26 protein-coding genes are annotated in these 21,489 nt (G+C 69.8%); 18 read left to right on the top strand and 8 right to left on the bottom strand.

The annotated features are described in order from the left end of the window. Positions 1-254: 254 nt before the first annotated feature. From ABZ420_RS01755 to ABZ420_RS01740, 4 genes are all read left to right on the top strand, one after another. On the top strand, positions 255-1,256 hold the full coding sequence (locus tag ABZ420_RS01755; protein ID WP_357116073.1) for a PfkB family carbohydrate kinase: 1,002 nt from the start codon (positions 255-257) through the stop codon (positions 1,254-1,256). 415 nt (positions 1,257-1,671) lie between these two features. Continuing rightward, positions 1,672-2,337, top strand: a complete 666-nt coding sequence (locus ABZ420_RS01750) for a PAS and ANTAR domain-containing protein (protein WP_357116071.1) — start codon at positions 1,672-1,674, stop codon at positions 2,335-2,337. Positions 2,338-2,488: 151 nt separating this feature from the next. Next, positions 2,489-2,932: an STAS domain-containing protein gene (locus ABZ420_RS01745; RefSeq protein ID WP_357116069.1), complete on the top strand. Its 444-nt coding sequence runs from the start codon at positions 2,489-2,491 to the stop codon at positions 2,930-2,932. A 79-nt stretch (positions 2,933-3,011) separates the two neighbouring features. After that, positions 3,012-3,833 (top strand): RNA polymerase sigma factor SigF, encoded by an 822-nt coding sequence (locus ABZ420_RS01740; protein ID WP_357116067.1) that lies wholly within the window; start codon positions 3,012-3,014, stop codon positions 3,831-3,833. 58 nt (positions 3,834-3,891) lie between these two features. On the opposite strand, the gene ABZ420_RS01735 is transcribed toward ABZ420_RS01740, so the two are convergent. Then, the gene (locus ABZ420_RS01735; protein ID WP_357116065.1) at positions 3,892-4,494 is read right to left on the bottom strand and encodes a helix-turn-helix transcriptional regulator; all 603 of its coding nucleotides are present in this window, start codon (positions 4,492-4,494) and stop codon (positions 3,892-3,894) included. A gap of 55 nt (positions 4,495-4,549) precedes the next feature. On the opposite strand from ABZ420_RS01735, the gene ABZ420_RS01730 reads away from it, so the two are divergent. Continuing rightward, positions 4,550-4,837, top strand: a complete 288-nt coding sequence (locus tag ABZ420_RS01730; RefSeq protein WP_357116063.1) for a hypothetical protein — start codon at positions 4,550-4,552, stop codon at positions 4,835-4,837. Positions 4,838-5,230: 393 nt separating this feature from the next. Continuing rightward, the gene (locus tag ABZ420_RS01725) at positions 5,231-5,380 is read left to right on the top strand and encodes a hypothetical protein (RefSeq protein WP_357116061.1); all 150 of its coding nucleotides are present in this window, start codon (positions 5,231-5,233) and stop codon (positions 5,378-5,380) included. Positions 5,381-5,483: 103 nt separating this feature from the next. Here ABZ420_RS01725 and ABZ420_RS01720 read toward each other — a convergent pair whose 3' ends face one another. Then, positions 5,484-6,440 carry a YihY/virulence factor BrkB family protein gene (locus tag ABZ420_RS01720; protein WP_357116059.1) on the bottom strand — a complete coding sequence of 319 codons (957 nt, stop codon included), beginning with the start codon at positions 6,438-6,440 and terminating at the stop codon, positions 5,484-5,486. A gap of 198 nt (positions 6,441-6,638) precedes the next feature. On the opposite strand from ABZ420_RS01720, the gene ABZ420_RS01715 reads away from it, so the two are divergent. Then, on the top strand, positions 6,639-7,127 hold the full coding sequence (locus ABZ420_RS01715; protein WP_357116057.1) for an FBP domain-containing protein: 489 nt from the start codon (positions 6,639-6,641) through the stop codon (positions 7,125-7,127). A gap of 213 nt (positions 7,128-7,340) precedes the next feature. Here the strand turns inward: ABZ420_RS01715 and ABZ420_RS01710 are convergent, their stop codons facing one another. Together ABZ420_RS01710 and ABZ420_RS01705 are read right to left on the bottom strand one after the other, a co-directional pair. Further along, on the bottom strand, positions 7,341-7,772 hold the full coding sequence (locus ABZ420_RS01710; protein WP_357116055.1) for a YbaB/EbfC family nucleoid-associated protein: 432 nt from the start codon (positions 7,770-7,772) through the stop codon (positions 7,341-7,343). A gap of 145 nt (positions 7,773-7,917) precedes the next feature. Then, entirely contained in the window at positions 7,918-8,310 is a 393-nt protein-coding gene (locus tag ABZ420_RS01705) for a DUF4440 domain-containing protein (RefSeq protein ID WP_357116053.1), read from the bottom strand. Positions 8,311-8,469: 159 nt separating this feature from the next. On the opposite strand from ABZ420_RS01705, the gene ABZ420_RS01700 reads away from it, so the two are divergent. Continuing rightward, entirely contained in the window at positions 8,470-9,582 is a 1,113-nt protein-coding gene (locus ABZ420_RS01700; protein WP_357116051.1) for an alcohol dehydrogenase catalytic domain-containing protein, read from the top strand. Positions 9,583-9,609: 27 nt separating this feature from the next. On the opposite strand, the gene ABZ420_RS01695 is transcribed toward ABZ420_RS01700, so the two are convergent. Then, positions 9,610-10,044 (bottom strand): MarR family winged helix-turn-helix transcriptional regulator, encoded by a 435-nt coding sequence (locus tag ABZ420_RS01695; RefSeq protein ID WP_357116049.1) that lies wholly within the window; start codon positions 10,042-10,044, stop codon positions 9,610-9,612. Between the two features lie 75 nt (positions 10,045-10,119). Here ABZ420_RS01695 and ABZ420_RS01690 point away from each other — a divergent pair, with 75 nt between their 5' ends. The 8 genes from ABZ420_RS01690 (at position 10,120) to ABZ420_RS01655 (ending at position 16,759) form a co-directional block, all read left to right on the top strand. After that, positions 10,120-10,566, top strand: a complete 447-nt coding sequence (locus ABZ420_RS01690) for a hypothetical protein (RefSeq protein WP_357116047.1) — start codon at positions 10,120-10,122, stop codon at positions 10,564-10,566. A gap of 77 nt (positions 10,567-10,643) precedes the next feature. Then, positions 10,644-11,390, top strand: coding sequence for a 4-hydroxy-tetrahydrodipicolinate reductase (gene dapB, locus ABZ420_RS01685; RefSeq protein ID WP_357116045.1), 747 nt, complete (start codon positions 10,644-10,646; stop codon positions 11,388-11,390). Between the two features lie 52 nt (positions 11,391-11,442). After that, positions 11,443-11,943, top strand: coding sequence for a hypothetical protein (locus tag ABZ420_RS01680; protein WP_357116044.1), 501 nt, complete (start codon positions 11,443-11,445; stop codon positions 11,941-11,943). A 28-nt stretch (positions 11,944-11,971) separates the two neighbouring features. Further along, on the top strand, positions 11,972-12,424 hold the full coding sequence (locus tag ABZ420_RS01675) for a flavodoxin family protein (protein ID WP_357116042.1): 453 nt from the start codon (positions 11,972-11,974) through the stop codon (positions 12,422-12,424). A 109-nt stretch (positions 12,425-12,533) separates the two neighbouring features. Next, the gene (locus ABZ420_RS01670; protein ID WP_357116040.1) at positions 12,534-13,220 is read left to right on the top strand and encodes a response regulator transcription factor; all 687 of its coding nucleotides are present in this window, start codon (positions 12,534-12,536) and stop codon (positions 13,218-13,220) included. Positions 13,221-13,231: 11 nt separating this feature from the next. Continuing rightward, on the top strand, positions 13,232-14,506 hold the full coding sequence (locus tag ABZ420_RS01665; protein ID WP_357116038.1) for an ATP-binding protein: 1,275 nt from the start codon (positions 13,232-13,234) through the stop codon (positions 14,504-14,506). After that, positions 14,499-15,518 (top strand): hypothetical protein, encoded by a 1,020-nt coding sequence (locus ABZ420_RS01660; RefSeq protein WP_357116036.1) that lies wholly within the window; start codon positions 14,499-14,501, stop codon positions 15,516-15,518. The genes ABZ420_RS01665 and ABZ420_RS01660 overlap by 8 nt, the downstream gene beginning before the upstream one ends. 41 nt (positions 15,519-15,559) lie before the next feature. Continuing rightward, entirely contained in the window at positions 15,560-16,759 is a 1,200-nt protein-coding gene (locus ABZ420_RS01655; protein WP_357116034.1) for a crosslink repair DNA glycosylase YcaQ family protein, read from the top strand. Positions 16,760-16,769: 10 nt separating this feature from the next. Here the strand turns inward: ABZ420_RS01655 and ABZ420_RS01650 are convergent, their stop codons facing one another. Continuing rightward, positions 16,770-17,213 carry a hypothetical protein gene (locus ABZ420_RS01650; RefSeq protein ID WP_063053393.1) on the bottom strand — a complete coding sequence of 148 codons (444 nt, stop codon included), beginning with the start codon at positions 17,211-17,213 and terminating at the stop codon, positions 16,770-16,772. Positions 17,214-17,361: 148 nt separating this feature from the next. Here ABZ420_RS01650 and dapA point away from each other — a divergent pair, with 148 nt between their 5' ends. Both dapA and ABZ420_RS01640 read left to right on the top strand, forming a co-directional pair. Then, positions 17,362-18,270, top strand: coding sequence for a 4-hydroxy-tetrahydrodipicolinate synthase (gene dapA / locus ABZ420_RS01645; RefSeq protein WP_357116032.1), 909 nt, complete (start codon positions 17,362-17,364; stop codon positions 18,268-18,270). Then, positions 18,267-20,285, top strand: coding sequence for an RNase J family beta-CASP ribonuclease (locus ABZ420_RS01640; RefSeq protein ID WP_357116030.1), 2,019 nt, complete (start codon positions 18,267-18,269; stop codon positions 20,283-20,285). Before dapA ends, ABZ420_RS01640 begins: the two co-directional genes overlap by 4 nt. Positions 20,286-20,351: 66 nt before the next feature. On the opposite strand, the gene ABZ420_RS01635 is transcribed toward ABZ420_RS01640, so the two are convergent. Then, on the bottom strand, positions 20,352-20,909 hold the full coding sequence (locus ABZ420_RS01635) for a hypothetical protein (RefSeq protein ID WP_357116028.1): 558 nt from the start codon (positions 20,907-20,909) through the stop codon (positions 20,352-20,354). Between the two features lie 29 nt (positions 20,910-20,938). Beyond that, entirely contained in the window at positions 20,939-21,319 is a 381-nt protein-coding gene (locus tag ABZ420_RS01630) for a DUF4189 domain-containing protein (RefSeq protein WP_245549015.1), read from the bottom strand. Positions 21,320-21,489: the final 170 nt, after the last annotated feature.

The following is a 21,489-nucleotide window of genomic DNA, read 5'->3' as shown; positions in this document are numbered from 1 at the left end:
TTCGTCCCGATCGGTCCGGGCATGTCAGCACCTGCGGGCTTCGCCGCCGTGAGGCCCCGATCGGTTACTGCTATTCGACCCAGTCGTCCGCGGCGAACGGAGCCGGCAGTGCAGATCGCCATGGTGTCCGAGCACGCAGGCCCGCTGAGCGGAGCCGGAGCGACAGGGCCGGATGCCGGTCCGCCACCGCCCGCCACGTCCGGAACAGGCGCCGGACGGTGCACGGCGTCGGAAGACGCGTCGGAGCGGGATTGATGGCGGCGGCCGATCCGCTCGTCGTGATCGGCGACGCGCTGCTCGACATCGACGTCGACGGTCGCGCCGACCGGTGCAGTCCGAATTCCGCGGCTCCTGTCGTCGACGTCGTGCACCGGACGTTCCGTCCCGGTGGGGCGGGGCTGGCAGCCCGGCTCGCCGCGACGGGAGAGCGGGAAGTCGTTCTCATCGCCGGCTTCGCCTCCGATGAGGCGGCTGCACGGCTGCGCGGACTGCTGGACGGCCACGTCCGGGTCATCGCGCTGCCCTTGCACGGTTCGACGGTCTGCAAGCAACGGGTGCGAGCGATCGGTCCGTGGGCCGCCCCGAACGGGCAGGCCAGAACCAAGGAGCCCCGGCGGCCGGTCCTGATCACCAGGATCGATTCCGGTACGGGCCGCCTCGGCACCGACCTGCTGCCCGAGGCGGCGCACGCCGCGCTCGCGGCGGCGCATGCCGTCGTGGTCTCGGACTACGGTCGCGGCACCGCGACCCACCCGCAGATCCGCGCGCTGCTGCGCGCCCACGCCGCTCACGTCCCGGTCGTCTGGGATCCCCATCCGCGCGGATCCGTCCCGATCCCGGGTGCGGCTCTGGTCACCCCGAGTCGCGCGGAAGCGCTCGCCCTGCTGTCCGGTCGGCTCGATGATGGACCGGACCTGTGGAAACTCGCCAAAGGGTGGGCCGTGCAGGCGATCGCGGTGACCCTCGGATCGGAGGGCGCCCTGATGTGCCTGCGCGCGTCGGGTAAACGCCTGCGCATCCCGCTTCCGGCCGCGGCCAAGGCGCCCGATGGCAGTGACGCCCGCGGTGCGGGCGACGGTTTCGCCGTCGCCGCGGCAGCTCACTTGGGCGAGGGCAGCGGACCCGAAAGCGCGGTGCGCCGTGCGGTACTTGCGGCGGCCGAGTTCGTCGGCTCCGGTGCCGCCGCGGCGTTCTCGGAATCGGAGCCGGCCACGGTTTCCGGAGTGCCTGCCGCCTGGGGCGATCCGGGGACGTGACACTCGCCCCGCTACTCGTGCGCGGGACCTGCTGGACACCGCGCATCCGGTGCGACGGCTCCGATCGCGCGCGAGGCGAATCGGGAGTCACGCTGTGAGCCGGCGCTGTCATCCGGGCTCGAAAGCTCTGGATGCCAATCGGTTACCGCGGATGACAAATTCCTGCGTCGGCTCGGTTGCCGGGCATTGTTCCGGGCTTACCGCGCCTCAGCCGGACGCGGATGACATACTGGCTCGTGGGTCCCCGGTTGCCGCCACAATGTGCGCGTGCGCCGGCCGTTGAGTCAACAGCGGATTCTCGGCCCGACGTGCCCGCGTCCGTGTGATCCCGTCGAGGGATGGCAGTGGTCCGCGGAGCCGTTGCGGCCGCAAGCCCCTTGTACCTCGGAGAGGCACAGCATTCATGACTCGGCATATGCAGTTCGACACGTCCGACTTGACCACCAACGGCTCGGCACCGCCCGAGCGGCCTGCGGTCGGAAGCTTCCGGTTCTGGTTCGCCACCCGGCGGTGGGAATGGTCGGAGGAGGTGTATCGCATGCACGGCTACCGGCCCGGCGAGATCGAGCCCACCACAGAGCTGTTGCTCGCACACAAACACCCCGACGACCGCACGCACGTGGCCGAGACCATCACACGCGCCATCGATCACGGCGAACCCTTCTCGAGCAGGCATCGGTTCATCGACCTGTCCGGCCAGGAACACACCGTGCTCGTCGTCGCCGACCGGATCCTGGACGACGCGGGCACCGCGGTAGGTACCTCCGGCTTCTACGTCGACCTCTCCGACACTCTCGCCGAGGCCCACGAAGCCATGCTGACCGCGACGCTGCCCGGACTCTACGAGAACCGCGCCGTGATCGAGCAGGCCAAAGGCGTGCTCATGCGCATCTATCAGATCAGCGCCGAGCAAGCGTTCCAGGTCCTGCGCTGGCGTTCGCAGGAAACCAACACCAAGCTGCGGGCGCTCGCCCAGCAGTTGATCAAGGAGCTGCTCCTCGTGCCGCCGCCACCGCCGGACCTGGTCGCCGCCTTCGACCACATCCTGCTCACCGTCCACCACCGCATACCCCGCGACTGATCATCGAGCGACAGGCAGCCGGAACGCCGCGGGGCGTTTCGTTTTTCGGACCGATGCCCCGGCGGACTTCGTCTATCGCACTGACAGCACCGGCGCTCCCTGCCAAGCTCGAATTGCGGTCTTGTGCCGATACCGGCCACCGGAGGTGCGCATGACCTGTCAGAACCGCGTGGAAGTAATCCGAACCGGCGACGGCTTGATCCTCGTCACATACGGTGAACTCGATGCGGCGACGGCCGAGGAATGCTTCACGTCGATGACCGAGATCGTCGAAAAATACTGCGACACAACGCCGAACCCTCTTCCGGTCGTCATCGATCTGTGCGAGGTGCGTTTTCTGTCCTGTGCGGGCGTGCGCGTGGTGCTGGGGCTGGCGGAATGGGGTGCGCGAGCGGGCGTGCCGGTCGGCATGACCGTGCCGTACGAGGCGCCCGTGCGGCGCATCCTGGACCTGCTGGCGGTGCGGCAGAGCGTGCCGGTCATGGCGTGCTCGGCGCCTGCGATGCACGGCGGCGACCAGCCGCGCGTGTGCCGGTCATCCGCGGCAGTCCGAAATACGAACAAGACCGCCCACGAGCGCTTGACGCAACGGTAGGGCGGTACTCGGCGACCGTCGCCTCGTCGGCCATCGCACGAGCGCGTCGACCGCTGGAAAAGGGGAATCGAGGAAGCTCATGTCACTGGCGACCGCGAACCACAGGACCGCCACGCCCCGCCGGGCCCGGCGAGGAACCGACAGCTACGACGGAATCGAACCGTGGCTCGAGAAATTGCACGCGATGGCCGAGAACGACCCCGGACGTCCGCGACTGCGGGAAGAGATCATGCGCCGGTGCTTGCCGCTGGCCGAGCATATCGCCCGTCGCTTCGTCGGTCGTGGAGAGAATTACGACGATCTGTACCAGATCGCCGCCGTGGGGTTGGTGCTCGCGGTCGACCGCTTCGACCCGGGACGGGGACCGTCGTTCCTGTCGTTCGCGGTCCCCACGATCATGGGGGAGGTGCGCCGCCACTTCCGGGACCACAGCTGGGCGGTGCGGGTCCCGCGCCGGATCAAGGAGATCCAGCTCACCATCGGCCCGGCCGTGGAGCGGCTGTCCCAACGTCTGGGACGAATGCCCACCGCGCTCGAGATCGCGGTGGAGCTGAACATCGACCTGACCGAGGTCACGCAAGCCCTGCTGGCGGGTAACGCCTACTCCACGAACTCCATCGATGCCGTCATCGATGACGACGACACCGGCAGCGCCGCGGTTCGGGTCGCGGAGACGTTCGGCGAGGAGGACCCCTCCTACGACCTGACCGACGAAGCGCTCGCGGTCGCCCCGTTGCTGGCCGAACTGCCCGAACGCGAGCGGCGCGTACTGCGCATGCGTTTCTTCGAAGGATGTACGCAAGCCCAGATCGCCGTCGCGCTCGGCGTCTCGCAGATGCACATCTCGCGCGTCTTGTCGCGGACGCTCGCCGAACTCCGAGAGCGCGCTCTGCGCGACTGATCGCGACTGCCCCCGCGCCGCGCGCGGCCGGGATCGCCGCAGGCCAGGGTGCGAGGGATCACACTTGAAGCGTCGTATGGGGGAATCGGCCGTAGGCGTCGCGGTAGGCGGTCGCGAATCGTCCCGGATGGGCGAAGCCCCACTCCGCGGCGATCGAGGTCACGGTGTGGCCGTCCTCGGGTGAGCAGTCGCGCAGTTGTTCGTGTGCCCCGTGTAGCCGAAGGCGCCGCAGGTACACCATGGGCGTGCTGTCGAGATGGCGGCGGAACGCCAGTTGCAGCGCGCGGACGGTGACGTAGGCGGCGGCGGCGATGTCGGCGACGGTGATGTCGTCGCGGATGTGCGATTCGAGGTACGCCAGCGCGCGTCGCACCGTCTCGGGATGGGCGTCGTTGCGGTCGCGCGCGGTCGGATCGGTGTGTGCCGTGCTGGGGAGGGCGTGCAGCACGCTGGCGGCGAGGTACTGCGCGGCAGTGGAGGCGACCAGCGGTTGTTCACTCACCGTGCGGTCGACGGCGAGACCGCGCATGTGCTCGAGCACATTCGACAGGTGCCGCGCGGCGGCCGGGGAGACCGGCCGATGACCGGTCAGCCGGATCGGTTCCAGGTCGCGGTCCGGGGTCGAGGCCGCGACCTGGGTCAGCAGAGCGGGATCGAACATCGTGATGCTGTAACGGGCGTGGTGGACCACCCCGGAATACGGCAGGTCCGGTGGCGTGAGCAGCCCGACGTCGCCCGCCTGGAAGAAGTCGGTGGTGCCGTCGAGGAATTTCTTCGATCATGCCTGTGGCCACCTGGCACAGGCATATCTTGCCCAGCGGCTGGGCGTCGTACTTCATGTCGAAGCTGAACTCGAGCTCGTCCAGGCTGACCGGACCGAGCAGTTTGCGGGTGATGTTCGTCCGGACCGGTACCCCCGTGCTGTTGCCGATCCGCATCTTGGTGTAGTTCAGATTGAGGAAATCCTCGGTAGCACCCAGACTGTCGCTGTGGAAGGTGAGTGATTCCATCGATGCGACGCTCCTGCTCTGTCGAATACGGCATCCCGTCCGGCACGTCGTAGGGGGTCTGTCGAGCCACTTTGCTCGGCGTACGGACTGGTTACAACCGTTTCATTCGGCGGCAGGTCGGCGGCTGCGGTCGATACCACAGGGTGCGAAAGCCGATCCGGACATACCGCGACGGCGTATACCCGCTTCGTCGAGGTTCAATCGTCGGAGCATCTTCCACTCTACGGCGCGACGATCGCCCCGGGGCGAGCCGGCGGCGCATCCGGCGTCCGCCACCGCCCGCACGAGTCCGGGAGTGTTTCGTCCTTGCCCGAGCGGCCACCCTGAGCACGAGGGGCGCGGTTCGCCCCTCCACTGGAAACCGTCCGGAGAGACGAGGGAGGTCCTATGGTTTCGCGGGACATGATCGCGCAATTGCGTCAAGACATCACCACCGCCGAGGACACGGGCGACGAAGCCAACGCCGAGCGTCTGCGTGGCGAACTCGCCGAAGCGATCCGGGAAGCAGGCAAGGACACCGAGACCGATCAGCGGTGACGAATCCGCGCCCGCGCGGGCCTGCGGCGCACCGTGCCGCCGGCCCGCGCGCCGGTCATCCGGCGCTCTCCCGGTTCTCCAGCCCGACGGCCTCGGCCGTTCGTCATTCGCCGGGATCGTCGCGCGGCGGCAGATAGGGTTCGGCGTCTTCCGGATGGCCGTGGGCGATGTTGCGCGCCCGTGCCAGTTCGGCATCCAGCTCCGCGCCCAGCAGGACCGCGATATTCGAGATCCACAGCCACACGAGGAAGACCACGACGCCACCCAGGGAGCCGTAGACGCGGTTGTAGGAACCGAAGTGGCCGACGTAGAACGCGAATCCCCAGGACGCCCCGGCCCACAGCAGGACGGCCAGCGCGCTGCCGGGGGTCAGCCACCGGAATCCCGGCTGCCGCACATTCGGCGCCGCCCAGTACAGCAGGGCGAAGACCAGGCTGATCAGTGCCATCATCACCGGCCACTTGACGATGTCCCAGACGGCGATCGTGGCCTGCGCGAGTCCGAGCCACCCGCCGATCCGGTCGGCGAGCGAGCCGCTGACGACGACGCCCACGGTGCAGACGCCGAGCAGGATCACCACCGCGGCGGTCAGGGCTACCCGCACCGGCACGGTCTTCCAGATCGGGCGTCCTTCCTGGATGTCGTAGATGGCGTTGGTCGCGCGCATGAACGCGCCGATGTAGGCCGACGCGGTCCACAGCGCCGACGCCAACCCGAGCAACGCCAACGGGCCTGCCGGGGCTTGCGCTTCCTGGATCTCGTTCACCGCGTCGACGAGCAGATCTGTTCCGCTACCCGGCCCGATCTCGCGGATGGTGTCGACCAGTGCCCGCGTGTCGTTGCGCCCGAGCATGCCGAGCCCGGCGGTCATGACGATCAGTCCCGGAAACAGCGACAGCACACTGTAATACGTCAGCGCCGCGGCCCAGTCGGTCAGATTGTCCCGCTGGAACTCGCCGACCGACCGCTTGATCACACCCCACCACGACCGTCCCGGCAGATCCGCGGGCCCGCGCAGCCTGCGTCGCGCCACGAACCCCTTCTTCGAGTCTTGCACCACGCCACCACCTCCCGCTGGCGCGCGGATACCCGCCGTACGGGCCGCGAAACCGCCTCCACGCCCGAGGTGTTCGCGGCGCCCGGCTCGCCCCGGGGGAGGCGCGTTGTGCCGCTACGCCGGAAAATCCGTTGTTCCCCGCACGGCGGGACCGTAACGTCGCTTCCGTTTGCCTACCGATCGACCGAAGGAGATTCCATCGTGGAGCCCGTCACCGAACGCGACATCAGGGCGTCGTTCGTCAACTGTTCGAAAGGAGACGCCAAGCGGTTGCCCGTGCCCAGGGACCTGGACGAGCGGCCATGGGCGGATCTGGACTTCCTGGGCTGGAGCGATCCGTCCTTTCCTGGGCGCGGCTACCTGGTCGTCCCACAGGACGAGCGCCTGGTCGGCGTCGCCCTGCGGTATGCGACCGGCGGCACCGGACGCGCGCAGATGTGCTCGATCTGCCTGACCACCCACACCGGCGGCGGGGTCGCGCTGATGACCGCGCACAAAGCGGGTGAGTCCGGGCGCAGGGGTAACTCGGTCGGCACCTACATGTGCACCGATCTCGCCTGCTCGCTGTACGCGCGGAACAAGAAGCGTCCCGCGCTCGGCAGCAGGTACCGCGAGGACCTCACCCCCGAGGAAAAGGTCGAGCGAGTGCGCGACAACCTGAACACGTTCCTCGCGAAGCTCTACGCCTGATCCCTTTGCCCATCCCGGCAGCCGACGCGCTGCCTATCCGAACGGAGGTAGATGCCATGTGCCGACACTCGAGGACCGCATGCTCGAGCCACCCGAACCAGCGCACAGCGCAATGGATCTCGGGATGGCCGTGATTCCTCGCCGGTCGAGTCGGCCCGGATCGGCCGGACCGTCCCGTCCGGCGAGGAGTCGCGGCTTCGGGTACCGAACTCGCTAGTCGGTGGAGTCGTGGTCCGTGGATTCCCACACCGCACGCAGGCTGGGTGCGCCGGGGACCAGATCGGGCAGGTCGGGTACCGCTTCGGCTTCGGCGACGAGCGGGGCGATGATCGCGGCGTGCCGGTCTCGGGCCAGCCGCGCCGCCTGCCTGCCCGCCTCGGTGACCGAACGGCCGAGCTGTTCCGGCGTGCTCCGCAGTGCTGCCGGGGTGAAGCGCACATCGACGAGGACGCCCGCCGCGTCCACGGTCACCTCCACCAGCTTGTCGGCCGACTCGGCCGTGCAGCGCACGGCGGCCAGCCTTTCGCGCACCTCCGACAGGTGGGTGCGCTGCTCGGCGAGCGCGTCCAGAATGTGGTCGACCTGGTTGCGGATTCCGCTGTTGGCGGAGCGCAGCCCGTCGCGTTCCCAACGATCCACCGGCACCGACCTCCTCGGGTTCACCTCTCTCCCGAACCGCAGCTTCGCGATCCGAGCCCTCACCGGGACGACGCGCGGCCGGAAACGAGGCAAGGAATTGTCCGGCACTCCGGTCGCGACCGCAGCACGCACATCCCCGTGCTGGGAATGGTCAGGCGAGCGTGGACTCGGTTTCGTGCACCGTCAGCCAGCGAACGCCACCGGGATCCTCGGTCGTCAGCACGGCGGTCACCCGGCGATGCGTGGTGTCGCCGGCCGCCCGGTGCGTCTCCAGGAACCGCACGACCGCGATGCCGCCGGACCGCAGGAGTTCTTCGACCTCGGACACCTCGATGGTGAGGCCGGGCACGGCGTTGCGCGCGCCACGCAGACCCGCGAGCAACGCGTCGCGGCCCAGCACTTCACCACCGGTGGTCACCATGCTGAACCGCTCGTGCTGCGCCGCCGCGAACCGCTCGAACACCTCGTCCGGCGCCGCCGAGCCGAGCCACACCGCGAGGTCGGCATGCAAGCGTTCGACCACATCCGCCAGATCCACACCCATTCGTGCATCGTAGGCACCCTGCGATCACCGCCTCCGCGAGCCGCATCGCGCTCCGCCGGGCCACCGCAGGTCGACCGGTGCACGGGGCCGTGGGCGAAGCCCGGTCTCGCGCGCCGCGATCGGTGGGCTCGGACCGCCACGAGCGGTAGCGTCGGCGGAATGAAGATTCGTGGAGCGGTCCTGGAGCGGATCGCGGCGCCCGCGCCGTTCGCCGAGTCGGCGCCGATCACCGTGTGTGATCTGGAGCTGCGCGAGCCGGGACCGGGAGAACTGCTGGTCCGGATCGAGGCGGCGGGGCTGTGTCATTCGGACCTGTCGGTGGTGGACGGCAACCGGGTCCGCCCGGTGCCCATGCTGCTCGGCCACGAGGCCGCCGGGAAGGTGGAAGCGGTCGGTCCCGGCGACGGCGATATCACGGTCGGGCAGCGCGTGGTCATGACCTTCCTGCCGCGGTGTGGCGAGTGCGCCGGGTGCGCGACCGACGGCCGCACGCCCTGTGTGCCCGGCAGCATCGCCAACAACGCGGGCGAGCTGCTCAACGGCGGGCGGCGATTGTCCCGCGACGGCGCCGAGGTGCATCACCACCTCGGTGTTTCCGCCTTCGCCACGCACGCGGTGGTGGATCGCAGGTCGGTGGTGCCGGTCGACGACGACGTGCCTGCCGAGGTCGCCGCCGTCCTCGGCTGCGCGGTGCTGACCGGCGGTGGCGCCCTGCTGAATTCGGCGCGACCCGGTACCGGGGACCGGATCATGGTCGTCGGTCTGGGTGGCGTCGGTATGGCGGCAGTGCTGGTCGCGGTGTCGCTCGCCGCGGAAGGGCACGAGGTGATCGCGGTCGACACCGTGCCGGACAAGCTCGCTCTCGCCCGGGAGTTGGGTGCGCACGCGGCCTATACCCCGGCCGAGGTCGCCGAACTCGGCGTGCAGGCCGAGGTGGTGGTGGAGGCGGCGGGCAACGTCCGCGCCTTCGAGACCGCCGTCGCCGCGACCGCGCCCGGCGGCACGACCGTCACCGTCGGGCTGCCCGCCCCGGACGCCCGTGCCGCCATTTCTCCGCTGGCCTTGGTCGCCCAAGGCCGTTCCATCGTCGGCAGCTACCTCGGCTCCGCGGTGCCGTCCCGGGACATTCCCGAGTACGTCCGCATGTGGCGGGCGGGACGCCTGCCGGTGGAGCGGCTCGTCTCGGCGCACGTCGGGCTCGACGAAATCAACCGCGCCATGGACGAACTCGCCGCGGGGCATGCCTTGCGCCAGGTCATCGTCTTCGACTGACCCGGCGCGCCGCCGCACGGCGATCGTTCAGCCGGCGGGCCGGTCCATCGCGTCGACGAATCGTTCGAGCAGACGGGCGAAGTCGGCGCGCTCCGCGGGCGTCCAGTCCGCCATGGCGGCGGCCATGGTCGTGCGTCTGCCCTTTCTGGCTTCGGTCACAGCCCGGTTGCCGGCGGCGGTGAGGCGAAGGACCGAACGCCGTCCGTCGCGCTGATCGGCGACGCGTTCCAGCAGGCCGGCGGAAACCGCCTGCGCCACCAGGCGACTCGCCCTGGGCTGATCGACGCCGAGCGCCGGAGCGAGTGCGCCCACCGTGTCGGCCGAGCCGTCGGCGACGGCGTCCAGCACACGGAACACGGCGACGGGAATCGCGCCGTCGCTCAGCGCACCGCGCGTCTGCCTGCGCCGGATCCGGACCATCGCCGCTTCCACGGCGACGGTGATCGCGTCGTGGTCGTCCATGACTCCACTCTGTCATGCGCGGGATTCATATGTAATATGACATCTAATTGTTTTCACGCATACAGAGGAGTGGTGATGGCCATCCAGCGCGGTATCGGTTACTGGCTCGTGGAGCTCGATCGGTTGATCAACCAGCGCTTCGACGAAGACCTCGCATCGGGCGGGTTGAGTCGCAGACGCTGGCAGAGCCTGCACTCGCTGGCCGACGGACCGCAGCGCGCCGACGACGTCCGCGACGCGCTCGACACCTTCTGGACCGACGATTCCGAATGGCCCACCGAGCTGGCGCAACTCGTGGCCGCCGGACTGGTCTCCGACGACGCGGGTGTCCTGTCGCTGACCGAGCGGGGCCACGCCACGCACGAGGCGGCCTTCGTCCGGATCGGCCGGCGCAGGCGGCAGATGGCGGAGGGCATCACCGACGAGCAATTCGCCGAGGTGCTGCGGTTGTTGCAGAGGATGGCCGTGAATCTCGCGGGTCCGCCGAGCCGGGAGGCCGGTGAACCGCAGGCGGTGCGATGAACGCCGGGCGGCGGAGGGATCGCGCTCGACCGGGCCCATTAGGCTGATGCCGACCGGAAACGGAACGAGGAGGTGCGGTGACCATTCGGGTCGGAGTGCTCGGAGCGCGCGGCAAAGTCGGACAGGCGATCTGCGCGGCGGTGACAGCGGCGCAGGACCTGGAATTGGTCGCCGCCGTCGACAAGGACGATTCGCTCGAGGCGTTCACCGCGGCGGACACGCAGGTGGTCGTCGACTTCACCCATCCGGATGTGGTGATGGGGAATCTGGAGTTCCTGGTGGCCCACGGCATCCACGCGGTGGTCGGCACCACGGGGTTCGACGAGGCCCGGTTGACTCAGGTGCGCGGCTGGCTGGCCGCCCGCCCCGAGGTCGGTGTGCTGATCGCGCCGAACTTCGCCATCGGCGCGGTGCTGTCCATGCGATTCGCCGAGCAGGCCGCCCGCTTCTTCGAATCGGTGGAGGTCATCGAACTGCACCACCCCAACAAGGCGGACGCGCCGTCCGGCACCGCCTACCGCACGGCAGGCCTGATCGCCGCCGCCAGGGACAAGGCCGGCCTCAAGCGCAGTCCCGACGCGACGACGACCGAACTGGAGGGCGCGCGCGGCGCCGACGTGGACGGAGTGCGGGTGCACTCGGTGCGCCTGGCCGGTCTGGTCGCCCACCAGGAGGTGCTGTTCGGCACCCAGGGCGAGACGCTCACCATCCGGCACGACTCCATCGACCGCTCGTCGTTCGTACCCGGCGTGCTGCTCGGCGTAAGGGAGATCGCCGACCGCCCCGGCCTCACCGTCGGACTCGACCCGTTCCTGGACCTGTGAGCGCACGTCGGCACGCGCGGCGGGCGCGCACGGCGCCCGTCGGAGCGCGATCGTGAGCGGCTCGGATCAGGCCGATCGGAAGGGCGGCGGGGAAGTCCTCAAGGTCGTCGCGCTGATCGCGGCCCTCATCCTGGTGCTCGGCTTCTACTTCCTGCTGCTCGGCCGGATCGCGTTCGGCTTGATCGGTTCCGGCGACGTGGCGGCGATCGTGATCGGCGTCGGCGTGCTGATCCTGCCGCTGCTGGGCGTCTGGATCGTCATGGCCACCGTGCGCGCGGCCCTGGCGCATCAGCATCTGGCGCGGCGCATCCACGACGAGGGCCTCGAGCTCGACACTACCGATCTGCCGCGCCTGCCCTCCGGCCGCATCGAACGCGCGGCGGCCGACGAGCTGTTCGCCACGGTCAAGGCGGAGTGGGAGGCCGACCCGGACAACTGGCGCGTCTCCTACCGCCTCGCGCGCGCCTACGACTACGCGGGCGACCGCACCAGGGCCCGCGAGACCATGCGCCGCGCGGTCGCCCTGGAACGGCACGAGCGCGACACCGCCTGACCGCCGCACGGGCCGATACCATCTCAGAGTGGCCCGGTTGCTGATCATCCATCACACGCCGTCCCCGCATATGCAGGCGATGTTCGAGGCCGTCGTCTCCGGGGCCACCGACCCCGAGATCGAAGGCGTGGAGGTCGTGCGCCGCGCCGCGCTGGCCGTCACCGCCTCGGACGTACTCGCCGCCGACGGTTACCTGCTGGGCAGTCCGGCGAACCTCGGTTACATGAGCGGCGCGCTCAAGCACGCGTTCGACACGTTCTACTACCCGTGCCTCGATTCCACGCGCGGTCGTCCGTACGGCCTGTACCTGCACGGCAACGAAGGCACCGAAGGCGCCGAGCGCGGGGTGGTGAGCGTCACGACCGGACTGGGCTGGGAACAGGCCGCCGCCGCGGTGGTGATCTCCGGTCCGCCCGCCAAGGAAGACCTACAGCGGTGCTGGGAGCTCGGGGCCACCCTCGCGGCCGGGCTCATGGCCTGAGCCCCCCCGAATTCTGGTGTCTGACCACGGCGCACCATGGACCGGCATACTGTCTGCGGTTGTTGTCGCGGTGGGGATGTGAACGAGTAGCTCGGGATGGGAGAGCCAGGTGACCTGGGTCGAAGGGAACGAGAACGCCCCGCGCCGAATCGGATTGGTCGAGGATCACGAATCGGTCGCCATCGGTCTCGCCGCGATGCTCGCGCCGGAAACGGATCTCGATCTGGTGCTGACCGCCGGTACTGTGCCGGAACTGCTCGCCGCCGCCGACGGCGCGCCGAAGCTGGACCTGGTGGTGCTGGACCTGCGGCTGGCCGACGGGTCCTCGCCCGAGGACAACGTGCGCGCCCTGCGTAACCGCGGTATCGAGGTGCTGGTCTTCACCGGCGCGGACAACGCCTTCCTGGTGCGCGCCGCCGCGCGCGCGGGGGTGCTGGGCGTGGTGCGCAAATCCGAGGACGTGCCGACCGTCGTCGCCGCCGTGCGCCGCGCGGCCGGCGGCGAGCAGGTGGTGACCACCGATTGGGCTGCCGCCATCGACGGCGATCCGCAACTGTCCCATGTGGGCCTGAGCCCGCGTCAGGAGGAAGTGCTCACCCTGTACGCGTCCGGTGAGAAAGCCTCCCGGGTCGCGCGGTTGACCGGTCTGTCCGAGCAGACGGTCAACGACTATCTCGGCCGCATCCGCCAGAAGTACGCCGACGCCGGTCGTCCCGCGCCGACCAAGACCGACCTGTACAAGCGAGCGGTCGAGGACGGCTGGCTGCCGGTTCCCGAGCGGCATCCGCGCGGATGATCGCGTCCAGCATGCTGGACACCACGTCGCGCTCTCGCTCCCTCCCGCTCGACCGGTTCCGTGTGAACCGCTGGCGTCGCGGAGTCGTCGCGCTGTCCAGGGAGAAGGCCTCCGAGGGCGCCGCCGACCGCATCCTGCGCAGGTTCGGCCTGGCCATCGGCATCGCCGGGGTGATCGCCGCGGTCGTCGAGCTGCCCGAGATCGCCGACCAGAGCCGCTTCGTGCCGGTCCGGTGGACCGTGGTCGAGGTGGTGCTGGCGTTCGGACTGTTCCCGGTGCTCGCGATCGTCTCGGTCGGCATGAGCAGGCGGATGATCCAGCGGGTCGCCGGTGCGGCGGCGGTGAGTTTCCTCGCGGCCATGGCGGTGGTTCCGCTGGCGTATGCCGTGCCGGATGCCGAAGGGGCGGCGTCGGTGTGGTTGTACCGGGTGCTGGCGCTGGGCGTCCTCGCGGCGGTGCTCGCTTGGCGTCCGCCGCTCGCCGTGGCGTACCTGGTGGTGGGCGCGGCGTTCAGCGCGCTGGCGAATCTGGTCGTGCGGGAGACCACTGCGCTCGCGCTGCTCGGCGACTTCGCCAGGGCCGCCGGATTGAGCGCGCTGTTCCTGTGGTGCGTGATCTATGCCAGGGCGGCAGCCGCGCGAGTGGATCGCGAGTCGGCGATCGAGAGCAGCCGGGCGGCGGCGGTCGCGGGCGCGGCGGCCCGCGAGCGCGAACGTGCGCGCTTCGCCGCGCTGATCCACGACGCGGTGCTGTCCACCTTGCTGGACGCCTCGCGAGCGGGAACCGAATCACCGGTACTGCGCCGCCAGGCCGAACGGACCCTGGAACAGCTCGACGAGTGCCGGGTGGCCGGGTACGAACCCGACCGCCTGGACGCGCAATCCGCGATCGGGTTCCTCCGCTCCGCCGTGCACGAGGTGAACCCCGGCATCCGGTTCACCACGCGACGCTGGCCCGGGTTCGACGATCTGCATCTGCCGGTGGACGCCGCGAGCACGATCGCGGCCGCACTCGCCGAGGCCGTGCGCAACAGTCTGCGGCACGCCACCGTCGCCGGGCGCGAAGTGCGCCGGACCGTCACAGTGACGATCAGCGCGGGTGGGATTCGCGTGGTGTTCCGGGACGACGGAGCGGGTTTCGACCTGAGTGAGGTGCCGGTCGATCGGCTCGGCATCTCGGTGAGCATCCTGGGCCGCATGCGTCAGCTGGCCGGCGGCGCGGGCTTCGTGGAATCGGAGCCCGGTGAGGGAACGACCGTGACGCTGGTGTGGGGCGGAAATGGCTGAGCCGGAAACCGAATTCGGGCTGCGGGATCTGCTCGGACTGCGGGACCGCGCGGCCTGGCTGTTCCTGGTCGTTCTCGAAGCGACCATCGTGCTGTACATGATCCGGAACTTCTCCGAATCGCCGGTGGCCGCCGCCGTCGCGGCACTGGTCGTGCTCGCGCTGGCCGGTGTCGTGGTGCTGGTGGCGCCGACCGATCCGCTGCCCTGGCCCGCGACCGCGTTCGTCGCCGCCTCCGGACCGCTGGCCACGACCCTGACCTCGTTCGATGTCGAACACGGCTGGTCGAAGCAGGTCTGGACGGCGTTCGCCGCATCCTATGTGCTCGCCGTGCTGGTGCTGCGCGGCCGCTCGGCCGCGGCCTGGCTCGGCGTCGCGGGCATCGGCGTGGTGATCGCCGTGGTCGGTGTGGTGGCAGGCCTGCGAGTGGGCGTCGTCGTCGGCTCGATCGTGCCGGTCGCCACGGTCGCGGGGGTCTCCCTGTTCGCGGCGATCATGCGGCCCACCCAGCGTTCGCTGCGGCTGCTGCGCGAGGAGGCGGCCATGCGTGCCGCCGCCGAGGCCTCGATGGCCGCGGAGAATTCCGAACGCACCCGTCAGCTGGCTCGGCTGGACGCGGTGGCGCGCCCGATCCTGGAACGCATCGCCGACGGGGAGGAACTCACCGCCGCGGAGCGGGAACAGTGCAGGCTCCTGGAAGCCGAACTGCGCGACGGCCTGCGAGCCCCGCAGCTGGCCACCGATCAGCTCAGCAGCGCCGCCCGCGGAGCCCGCTCCCGCGGCGTCGAGGTGATCCTGCTCGACGACGGCGGTTTCACCGGCGTCCCGCATCGGGTGCGCAGGCAAGTGATCGACGCCGCCACCCGGGAACTGGACGCCGCGAACGACGGTTCGGTCACCGTCCGCATCCTCCCGAGCGGCCGCCGCATCCTGGCCACCGTCCTGGCCACCGCGTCGGACCGGGACCGCCGCACCGAGATCGACACCACCGGCGCGGTGACCGTCTCGACCTGACGGCGCGATCCTGTCGGTGCCCCGTGGCATGGTTGCCAGTCATGCGGAAGATGGGTGCGGCGGCGGCGCGGCGAACGGCGTTGGCGGCGCAGGGCTTCGGGGTGCGCCGGCCCGGGCGGGCGACGCGGCGGACGGTGCTCGGGGTCTTGGACAGGACCCAGTTGCTGCAACTGGATTCGGTGTCGGCGGTGGTGCGGGCGCATTACGCGCCGGTGTTCAGCCGGATCGGGCCCTACGATCGCACCGTGCTGGATCAGGCCGCGTGGAGCAACGGCGCGCGGCGGCCGCGGGCGCTCGTCGAGTACTGGGCGCACGAGGCCGCGCTCATCCCGGTCGAGGACTGGCCGCTGTTGCGCTGGCGGATGCGGCGCTACGAGCACGGGCGTTGGTCCGGCATGCGCAAGGTGGTCGAGCGCAATCCGACCCTGGGCAAGGACATCCTGGACGTGATCACCGCGGTGGGCCCGGCCACCGCGGGTGAGGTGGAGCGCCACCTGGAGTTGGACAAGCCGCGGCCGAAGGGCACGTGGTGGAACCTCAGCGATACGAAGATGATCTGCGAGCAACTGTTCGCGGCGGGCGCGCTGTCGGTAGCGACCAGGGTGGGCTTCGCCAGGCACTACGACCTGACCGAGCGGGTGCTGCCCGCGGAGGTGCTGGCGCGCGACGTCGCCGAACCGGACGCCGTCCGTGAGCTGGTGCTTCGCGCGGCCACCGCGCACGGCATCGGCACGGAAGCGGACCTGCGCGACTATTACCGTCTTCATCGCACCCAGACCGAACCCGCCATCGCCGACCTGGTCGACGCGGGCGAGCTGATCCCGGTGGAGGTACCGGGCTGGGGGAAACCGGCCTATCTGCGGGCGGGCGCCGCGACACCGCGGCGTGTCGAAGGCGCCGCGCTGTTGTGCCCGTTCGACCCGCTGATCTTCTTCCGCGCCCGCACGGAACGGATTTTCGACTTCCACTACCGCATCGAGATCTACACCCCGGAACACAAACGGGTGCACGGCTATTACGTCTTCCCGTTCCTGCTCGACGGTGAACTCGTCGGGCGGGTCGACCTGCGCGCGGAACGCGCGAACGGACGGTTGTGGGTGCCCGCCGCGTTCGCCGAACCCGGATACGACACCGCGGCCACCGCACAGGCCCTCGGTGGCGCGCTGCGCGAACTGGCCGATTGGCTCGAACTGGACGAGGTCGCCATCGGCGACCGCGGCAACCTGGCCGCGTTGCTGTAGCGCGACTGGGTCAGATGTCGCGTTTGGGCCCGTAGCCGCGCATCTGGTCGCGCAAGGCCCCGTGCACAGCGCTGGACAGCCACGAGTTCAGGGACTGACCGCTCTGTGCGGCAGCCTCTTCCGCGCGCGCTTTCATCTGCTCCACCAGCCGCAGCGTGACCCGGCTGATGTCTCCGGTCATCTCCTCGAAGGTGGGGTGCTCGTCGCCCACCGTGCTCTTGCGCACATCGATGGAAGCGTCCGTGCCGTCGATCGACACGTGCACCGTCCGGTCACCCAGCGCGGCGCTGACCTCGGCGGCGAGGTCCGACAGCGCGGCGAGCAGGACCAAGCGGGCCGAGCCTTCCGTAGCCGCGGCCAGGGCCGCCGCCGTGGCCTGCGTCTTCTCGTCGCCGAGCGCCGCGGCCGCGATCAGGTCCTCGCGCAGCCGACTGGTGTACTTGTTCAAATCCATGACATCAGTGTGACGTCATATGTGATGTCGAGCAAGGGCTGGTATGACATCAGCGCGCCGCCGTCGATATGGATTCGCGTCTGTGTTGCGGCCTGATCGCCGACGACGGTGTCGAGGGTGTGTCCCGGACCGGGTAGCCTTTCTGACCATGACGAACGGTGAATCGACGCCAACGGAGCTGCGTGCGTCCGGCACGGTAGGTGTCGCGATGGTGACCCCCTTCAGTGCCGACGGCAAGCTCGACGTCGATGCCGGGGTCGCGCTCGCGGCCCGCCTGATCGACCGTGGTGTCGACCTGCTCGCGATCTCGGGAACCACCGGTGAATCGCCGACCACCACCGAATCGGAGAAAGCGGATCTGCTGCGCGCCGTCGTCGATGCCGTGGGCGAGCGCGCGACCGTGATCGCGGGTGCGGGCACCTACGACACCGCGCACTCGATCGAGCTCGCGCGCAACGCGCAGCGCGCGGGTGCACACGGTTTGCTCGTGGTGACGCCGTACTACTCCCGGCCCTCCCAGGAGGGGCTGATCGCTCATTTCACCGCCGTCGCGGATGCCACCGACCTGCCGGTGACCTTGTACGACATTCCCGGGCGGTCGGTGGTGCCGATCGCAAGTGACACCATCCGCAAGCTGGCCGAGCATCCGCGCATCGTCGCGGTCAAGGACGCCAAGGGCGACCTGAACATGGGCGCCGAACTCATCGCGAGCACCGGCCTGGCCTTCTACTCCGGCGACGACGCGCTCAACCTGCCGTGGCTGTCGGTCGGCGCGGCCGGATTCATCAGCGTCATCGGACATCTCGCGCCCGAACGGTTGCGTGCCCTGCTGGAAGCGTATACGGCGGGCGAGGTCGTGCGCGCCCGCGAGATCAACACCACGTTGCTGCCGTTGCACGCCGCGATGGCCAGGCTGGGCGGCGTCGCGATGAGCAAGGGTGGCCTGCGGCTGCTCGGCGTGGAGGTCGGGGAGCCGCGGTTGCCCCAGCTGATGCCTATCGGTGAGCAATTGGAAGCGCTCGCCGCCGACCTGCGCACGGCGGAGGTGCTCTCGTGAGCGAGTCCCTACCCCGTCGCCGCCGCAGCGCCTCCCGCCCCGCCGGAGCACCCGCCCCGTCCGCGGCACCGGCCGAGCAGCCGGCGCCTGCCGCGTCGCCGGAGACCGCCGCACCGTCTCGGCCCGCGTCGGAGGAGATCACGGCGGACGTCGCGCCGGTCGTCTCCGCCAAGGAGAACGCTGCTCCGGTCATCCCCGTCAAGGAGACCGCGCCCGCGCAGTCGCGCAGGGAGCCCAAGGCGCAGAACGCGGCGCCCCGGCGCCCGGCCCGTGGCCGCGGCCAGTCCGGCACTCGGCGGGCCGAAGCTCCGCAGCCCCAGGTGGCTCCGGTCGCCGCGCACGACCGTCTCGGCGCCCCGCCCGCCCTGCCCGAGAACGGCCTGCGCGTGTTCGCCCTCGGCGGCATCGGCGAAATCGGCCGCAACATGACGGTCTTCGAGTACGGCGGCAAACTGCTGATCGTCGACTGCGGCGTGCTGTTCCCGGAGGACCAGCAGCCGGGTGTCGACCTGATCCTGCCGGACTTCCGCCCCATCGAGGGCAGGATCGACGACGTGGTCGCCGTCGTGCTCACCCACGGTCACGAGGACCACATCGGCGCGGTGCCGTTCCTGCTGCGGCTGCGGCCCGACATCCCGGTCGTCGGCTCGAAGTTCACCCTCGCGCTGGTCGCCGCGAAATGCCGGGAGCATCGCCTGCACCCGAAGCTGGTCGAAGTCACCGAGGGCCAGCACACCACGCACGGCCCGTTCGGCTGCGAGTACTTCGCGGTCAACCACTCCATTCCCGACGCGCTCGCCGTCGCCATCCGCACGCCGGCCGGCGTCGCGCTGCACACCGGTGATATCAAGCTCGACCAACTCCCGCTGGACGGGCGACTCACCGATCTGGCCGGCTTCTCCCGGCTCGGCGACGAGGGCGTCGACCTGTTCCTGGTGGACTCCACCAACGCCGAGGTCCCCGGCTTCGTCACGCCGGAACGCGAGATCGGCGGCGTGCTGGACTCGGTCATCGGCAAGGCCCGCGGCCGGGTCATCGTCGCGTCCTTCGCCAGTCACGTGCACCGCATCCAGCAGGTCGTCGACGTGGCCCAGCAGTACGGGCGGCGGGTGTGCTTCGTCGGGCGCTCGATGGTCCGCAATATGCAGATCGCCCAGGACCTGGGCTATCTCACCGTGCCCGACGGCGTGGTCGTCGACCTCGACGCCGCCGCGACCCTGCCCAGCCACCGCCTGGTGCTGATCTCCACGGGTTCGCAGGGCGAGCCGCTGTCGGCGCTGTCGCGAATGGCGCGCGGCGACCACCGGCAGATCAACATCCGGCCCGACGACCTGGTGGTGCTGGCCTCCTCACTGATCCCCGGCAACGAGAACTCGGTGTTCGCGGTGGTCAACGGCCTGGCTCGGCTCGGAGCCACGGTGGTCACCCAGCAGAACGCCAAGGTGCACGTCTCCGGGCACGCCTCGGCGGGAGAGCTGCTGTACCTGTACAACGCGGTACGTCCGACCAACGCGATGCCGGTGCACGGCGAGTGGCGCCACCTGCGCGCGAACGCGGCGCTGGCGGTCGCGACCGGCGTGCCGGAGGAGCGGGTGGTGCTCGCCGAGGACGGCGTGGTGGTCGACTTGGTCGACGGCATCGCCTCGGTCGTCGGCCGGGTCCCGGTGGGCCACGTATATGTCGACGGGCTGTCGGTGGGCGATGTCGGGGAGTCGACGTTGTCCGACCGGCTGGTGCTCGGTGAGGGCGGTTTCATCGCGATCACCGTGGCCATCGACGAGACCACCGGCAAGGCGGTGAGCACACCGGAGATCAGCGGACGCGGCTTCTCCGACGATCCCACCGCCCTGCTCGGCGCGGCGGAACTGGTGGAGGCCGAATTGCTGCGGCTGGCGGGCGAGGGTGTGACCGATATCCACCGGATCGCCCAGGGTGTGCGCCGCGTGGTAGGCCGCTGGGTGGCCGACACCTATCGTCGTCGGCCGATGATCGTGCCGACCGTCATCGGCGTCTGATCTTCCGGAAATCGAAAAGCGCCGGACAGCTCGGCTGTCCGGCGCTTTTCGCTGGTTCGGGACCGGTTACTCCTGGCAGGCGGCGGATTCGATCTTCGCGCTCTTGACGATGTTGCAGGCGAAGGTGTGGTCGACCTTCCATTGGCCGCCCTCGGACACGAACTGGATGAACGCGTCGTCCACCGGGGTGCCGTCGATGGTGACCTTGGCGTCGGCCTTGAGCTTGTTGTCCTTCGGGTCGCCCACGTTGGTGACCTCGACGGCGACCTTCTGCTTCTTCGCGGCCTCGACGAGGTTGGCGACCAGATAGGGATCCTGCTCGGCGGCCTGGATCCAGCTGATCTTCTCCTCGTTGGGCACATTCGGGTCGAACGCCTTCTGCAGCCGTTCGTTCAATTGCTGCACGGAGGGCTTGGCCAGTGCGGGTGAGGACGGCGTGGTCGGCGCGGAGCCGGCCTCCTTGTCGCCCTTGTCCGAGCCACCCTCCAGTTCACCCGCCGCGTGGCTGGGGTTGGCGCTGGTGCTCGGGGACGAGGAGTCGTCATTGGATGCGCAGGCGGTCAGCGAGCAGGCGACTGCGGTGAGGACGACGGCCACGGTGGTCCGGAAGATGCGGTGCTTCACGATGTTTCCTTCGACTCGAAGTCCGGGCGTCAGCCGTGGTTGGACGTGCAGTTCCAGTGCACGATGTAGGCGTCGGAATCGTTGCGCGCCAAGGCTTGGCCCTGCGCGCTGCGGCGCGACGACGCATACCCCCAACTCCAGGTGCCGGTGTCACCGGAGTACGCCACGGCACCGCAGCCGTTGCGGAACCAGACCACCGACTGGCAGTCCGCTGCGCCGCAGGAGCTCACGGCGCGCTGCTGTGCGGCAGCCGAGTTCGGGTAGTCGTAGGAGTACCCGATCAAACCGGTGGAGGTGGACAGCGCGATCGCGCCGTAGTTGTTGGTGTAGGCGTTCGCGGCGGGCGCGCTGACAGCCAGCGCGGCACCTACCGCCGCGAGCGCGGCCACACCGGTAGCAAACTTCTTCACGAGGATTTGCCCCTTCTTGTCATAAGGCCCACGACCCGATGGGCCGAGTGACAAGGTACAGAGCCGACTCTCATTGCGCTAGCCGGAGGTTTCCCGGCATAGGGAGCCGCGCACACCCTGGTATGGACTCGCGTTTGTCGGCGTAGAGCCGAGTGTCACCCGGGGTCGTT

Origin of the sequence: Nocardia sp. NPDC005745 (assembly GCF_040630775.1) — a bacterium.
In the GTDB taxonomy this organism is placed as follows: Bacteria; Actinomycetota; Actinomycetes; order Mycobacteriales; family Mycobacteriaceae; genus Nocardia.
This window is presented reverse-complemented; position numbering and strand designations above follow the sequence as displayed.

What these genes read in the sequence shown, in the direction of transcription:
- ABZ420_RS01755 (WP_357116073.1), top strand. Translation starts at nt 255, where the DNA reads ATGGCGGCGGCCGATCCGCTCGTCGTGATCGGCGACGCGCTGCTCGAC.
- ABZ420_RS01750 (WP_357116071.1), top strand. Translation starts at nt 1,672, where the DNA reads ATGCAGTTCGACACGTCCGACTTGACCACCAACGGCTCGGCACCGCCC.
- ABZ420_RS01745 (WP_357116069.1), top strand. Translation starts at nt 2,489, where the DNA reads ATGACCTGTCAGAACCGCGTGGAAGTAATCCGAACCGGCGACGGCTTG.
- ABZ420_RS01740 (WP_357116067.1), top strand. Translation starts at nt 3,012, where the DNA reads ATGTCACTGGCGACCGCGAACCACAGGACCGCCACGCCCCGCCGGGCC.
- ABZ420_RS01735 (WP_357116065.1), bottom strand. Translation starts at nt 4,494, where the DNA reads ATGTTCGATCCCGCTCTGCTGACCCAGGTCGCGGCCTCGACCCCGGAC.
- ABZ420_RS01725 (WP_357116061.1), top strand. Translation starts at nt 5,231, where the DNA reads ATGGTTTCGCGGGACATGATCGCGCAATTGCGTCAAGACATCACCACC.
- ABZ420_RS01705 (WP_357116053.1), bottom strand. Translation starts at nt 8,310, where the DNA reads ATGGGTGTGGATCTGGCGGATGTGGTCGAACGCTTGCATGCCGACCTC.
- ABZ420_RS01700 (WP_357116051.1), top strand. Translation starts at nt 8,470, where the DNA reads ATGAAGATTCGTGGAGCGGTCCTGGAGCGGATCGCGGCGCCCGCGCCG.
- ABZ420_RS01695 (WP_357116049.1), bottom strand. Translation starts at nt 10,044, where the DNA reads ATGGACGACCACGACGCGATCACCGTCGCCGTGGAAGCGGCGATGGTC.
- ABZ420_RS01690 (WP_357116047.1), top strand. Translation starts at nt 10,120, where the DNA reads ATGGCCATCCAGCGCGGTATCGGTTACTGGCTCGTGGAGCTCGATCGG.
- ABZ420_RS01665 (WP_357116038.1), top strand. Translation starts at nt 13,232, where the DNA reads ATGCTGGACACCACGTCGCGCTCTCGCTCCCTCCCGCTCGACCGGTTC.
- ABZ420_RS01660 (WP_357116036.1), top strand. Translation starts at nt 14,499, where the DNA reads ATGGCTGAGCCGGAAACCGAATTCGGGCTGCGGGATCTGCTCGGACTG.
- ABZ420_RS01655 (WP_357116034.1), top strand. Translation starts at nt 15,560, where the DNA reads ATGCGGAAGATGGGTGCGGCGGCGGCGCGGCGAACGGCGTTGGCGGCG.
- ABZ420_RS01650 (WP_063053393.1), bottom strand. Translation starts at nt 17,213, where the DNA reads ATGGATTTGAACAAGTACACCAGTCGGCTGCGCGAGGACCTGATCGCG.
- dapA (WP_357116032.1), top strand. Translation starts at nt 17,362, where the DNA reads ATGACGAACGGTGAATCGACGCCAACGGAGCTGCGTGCGTCCGGCACG.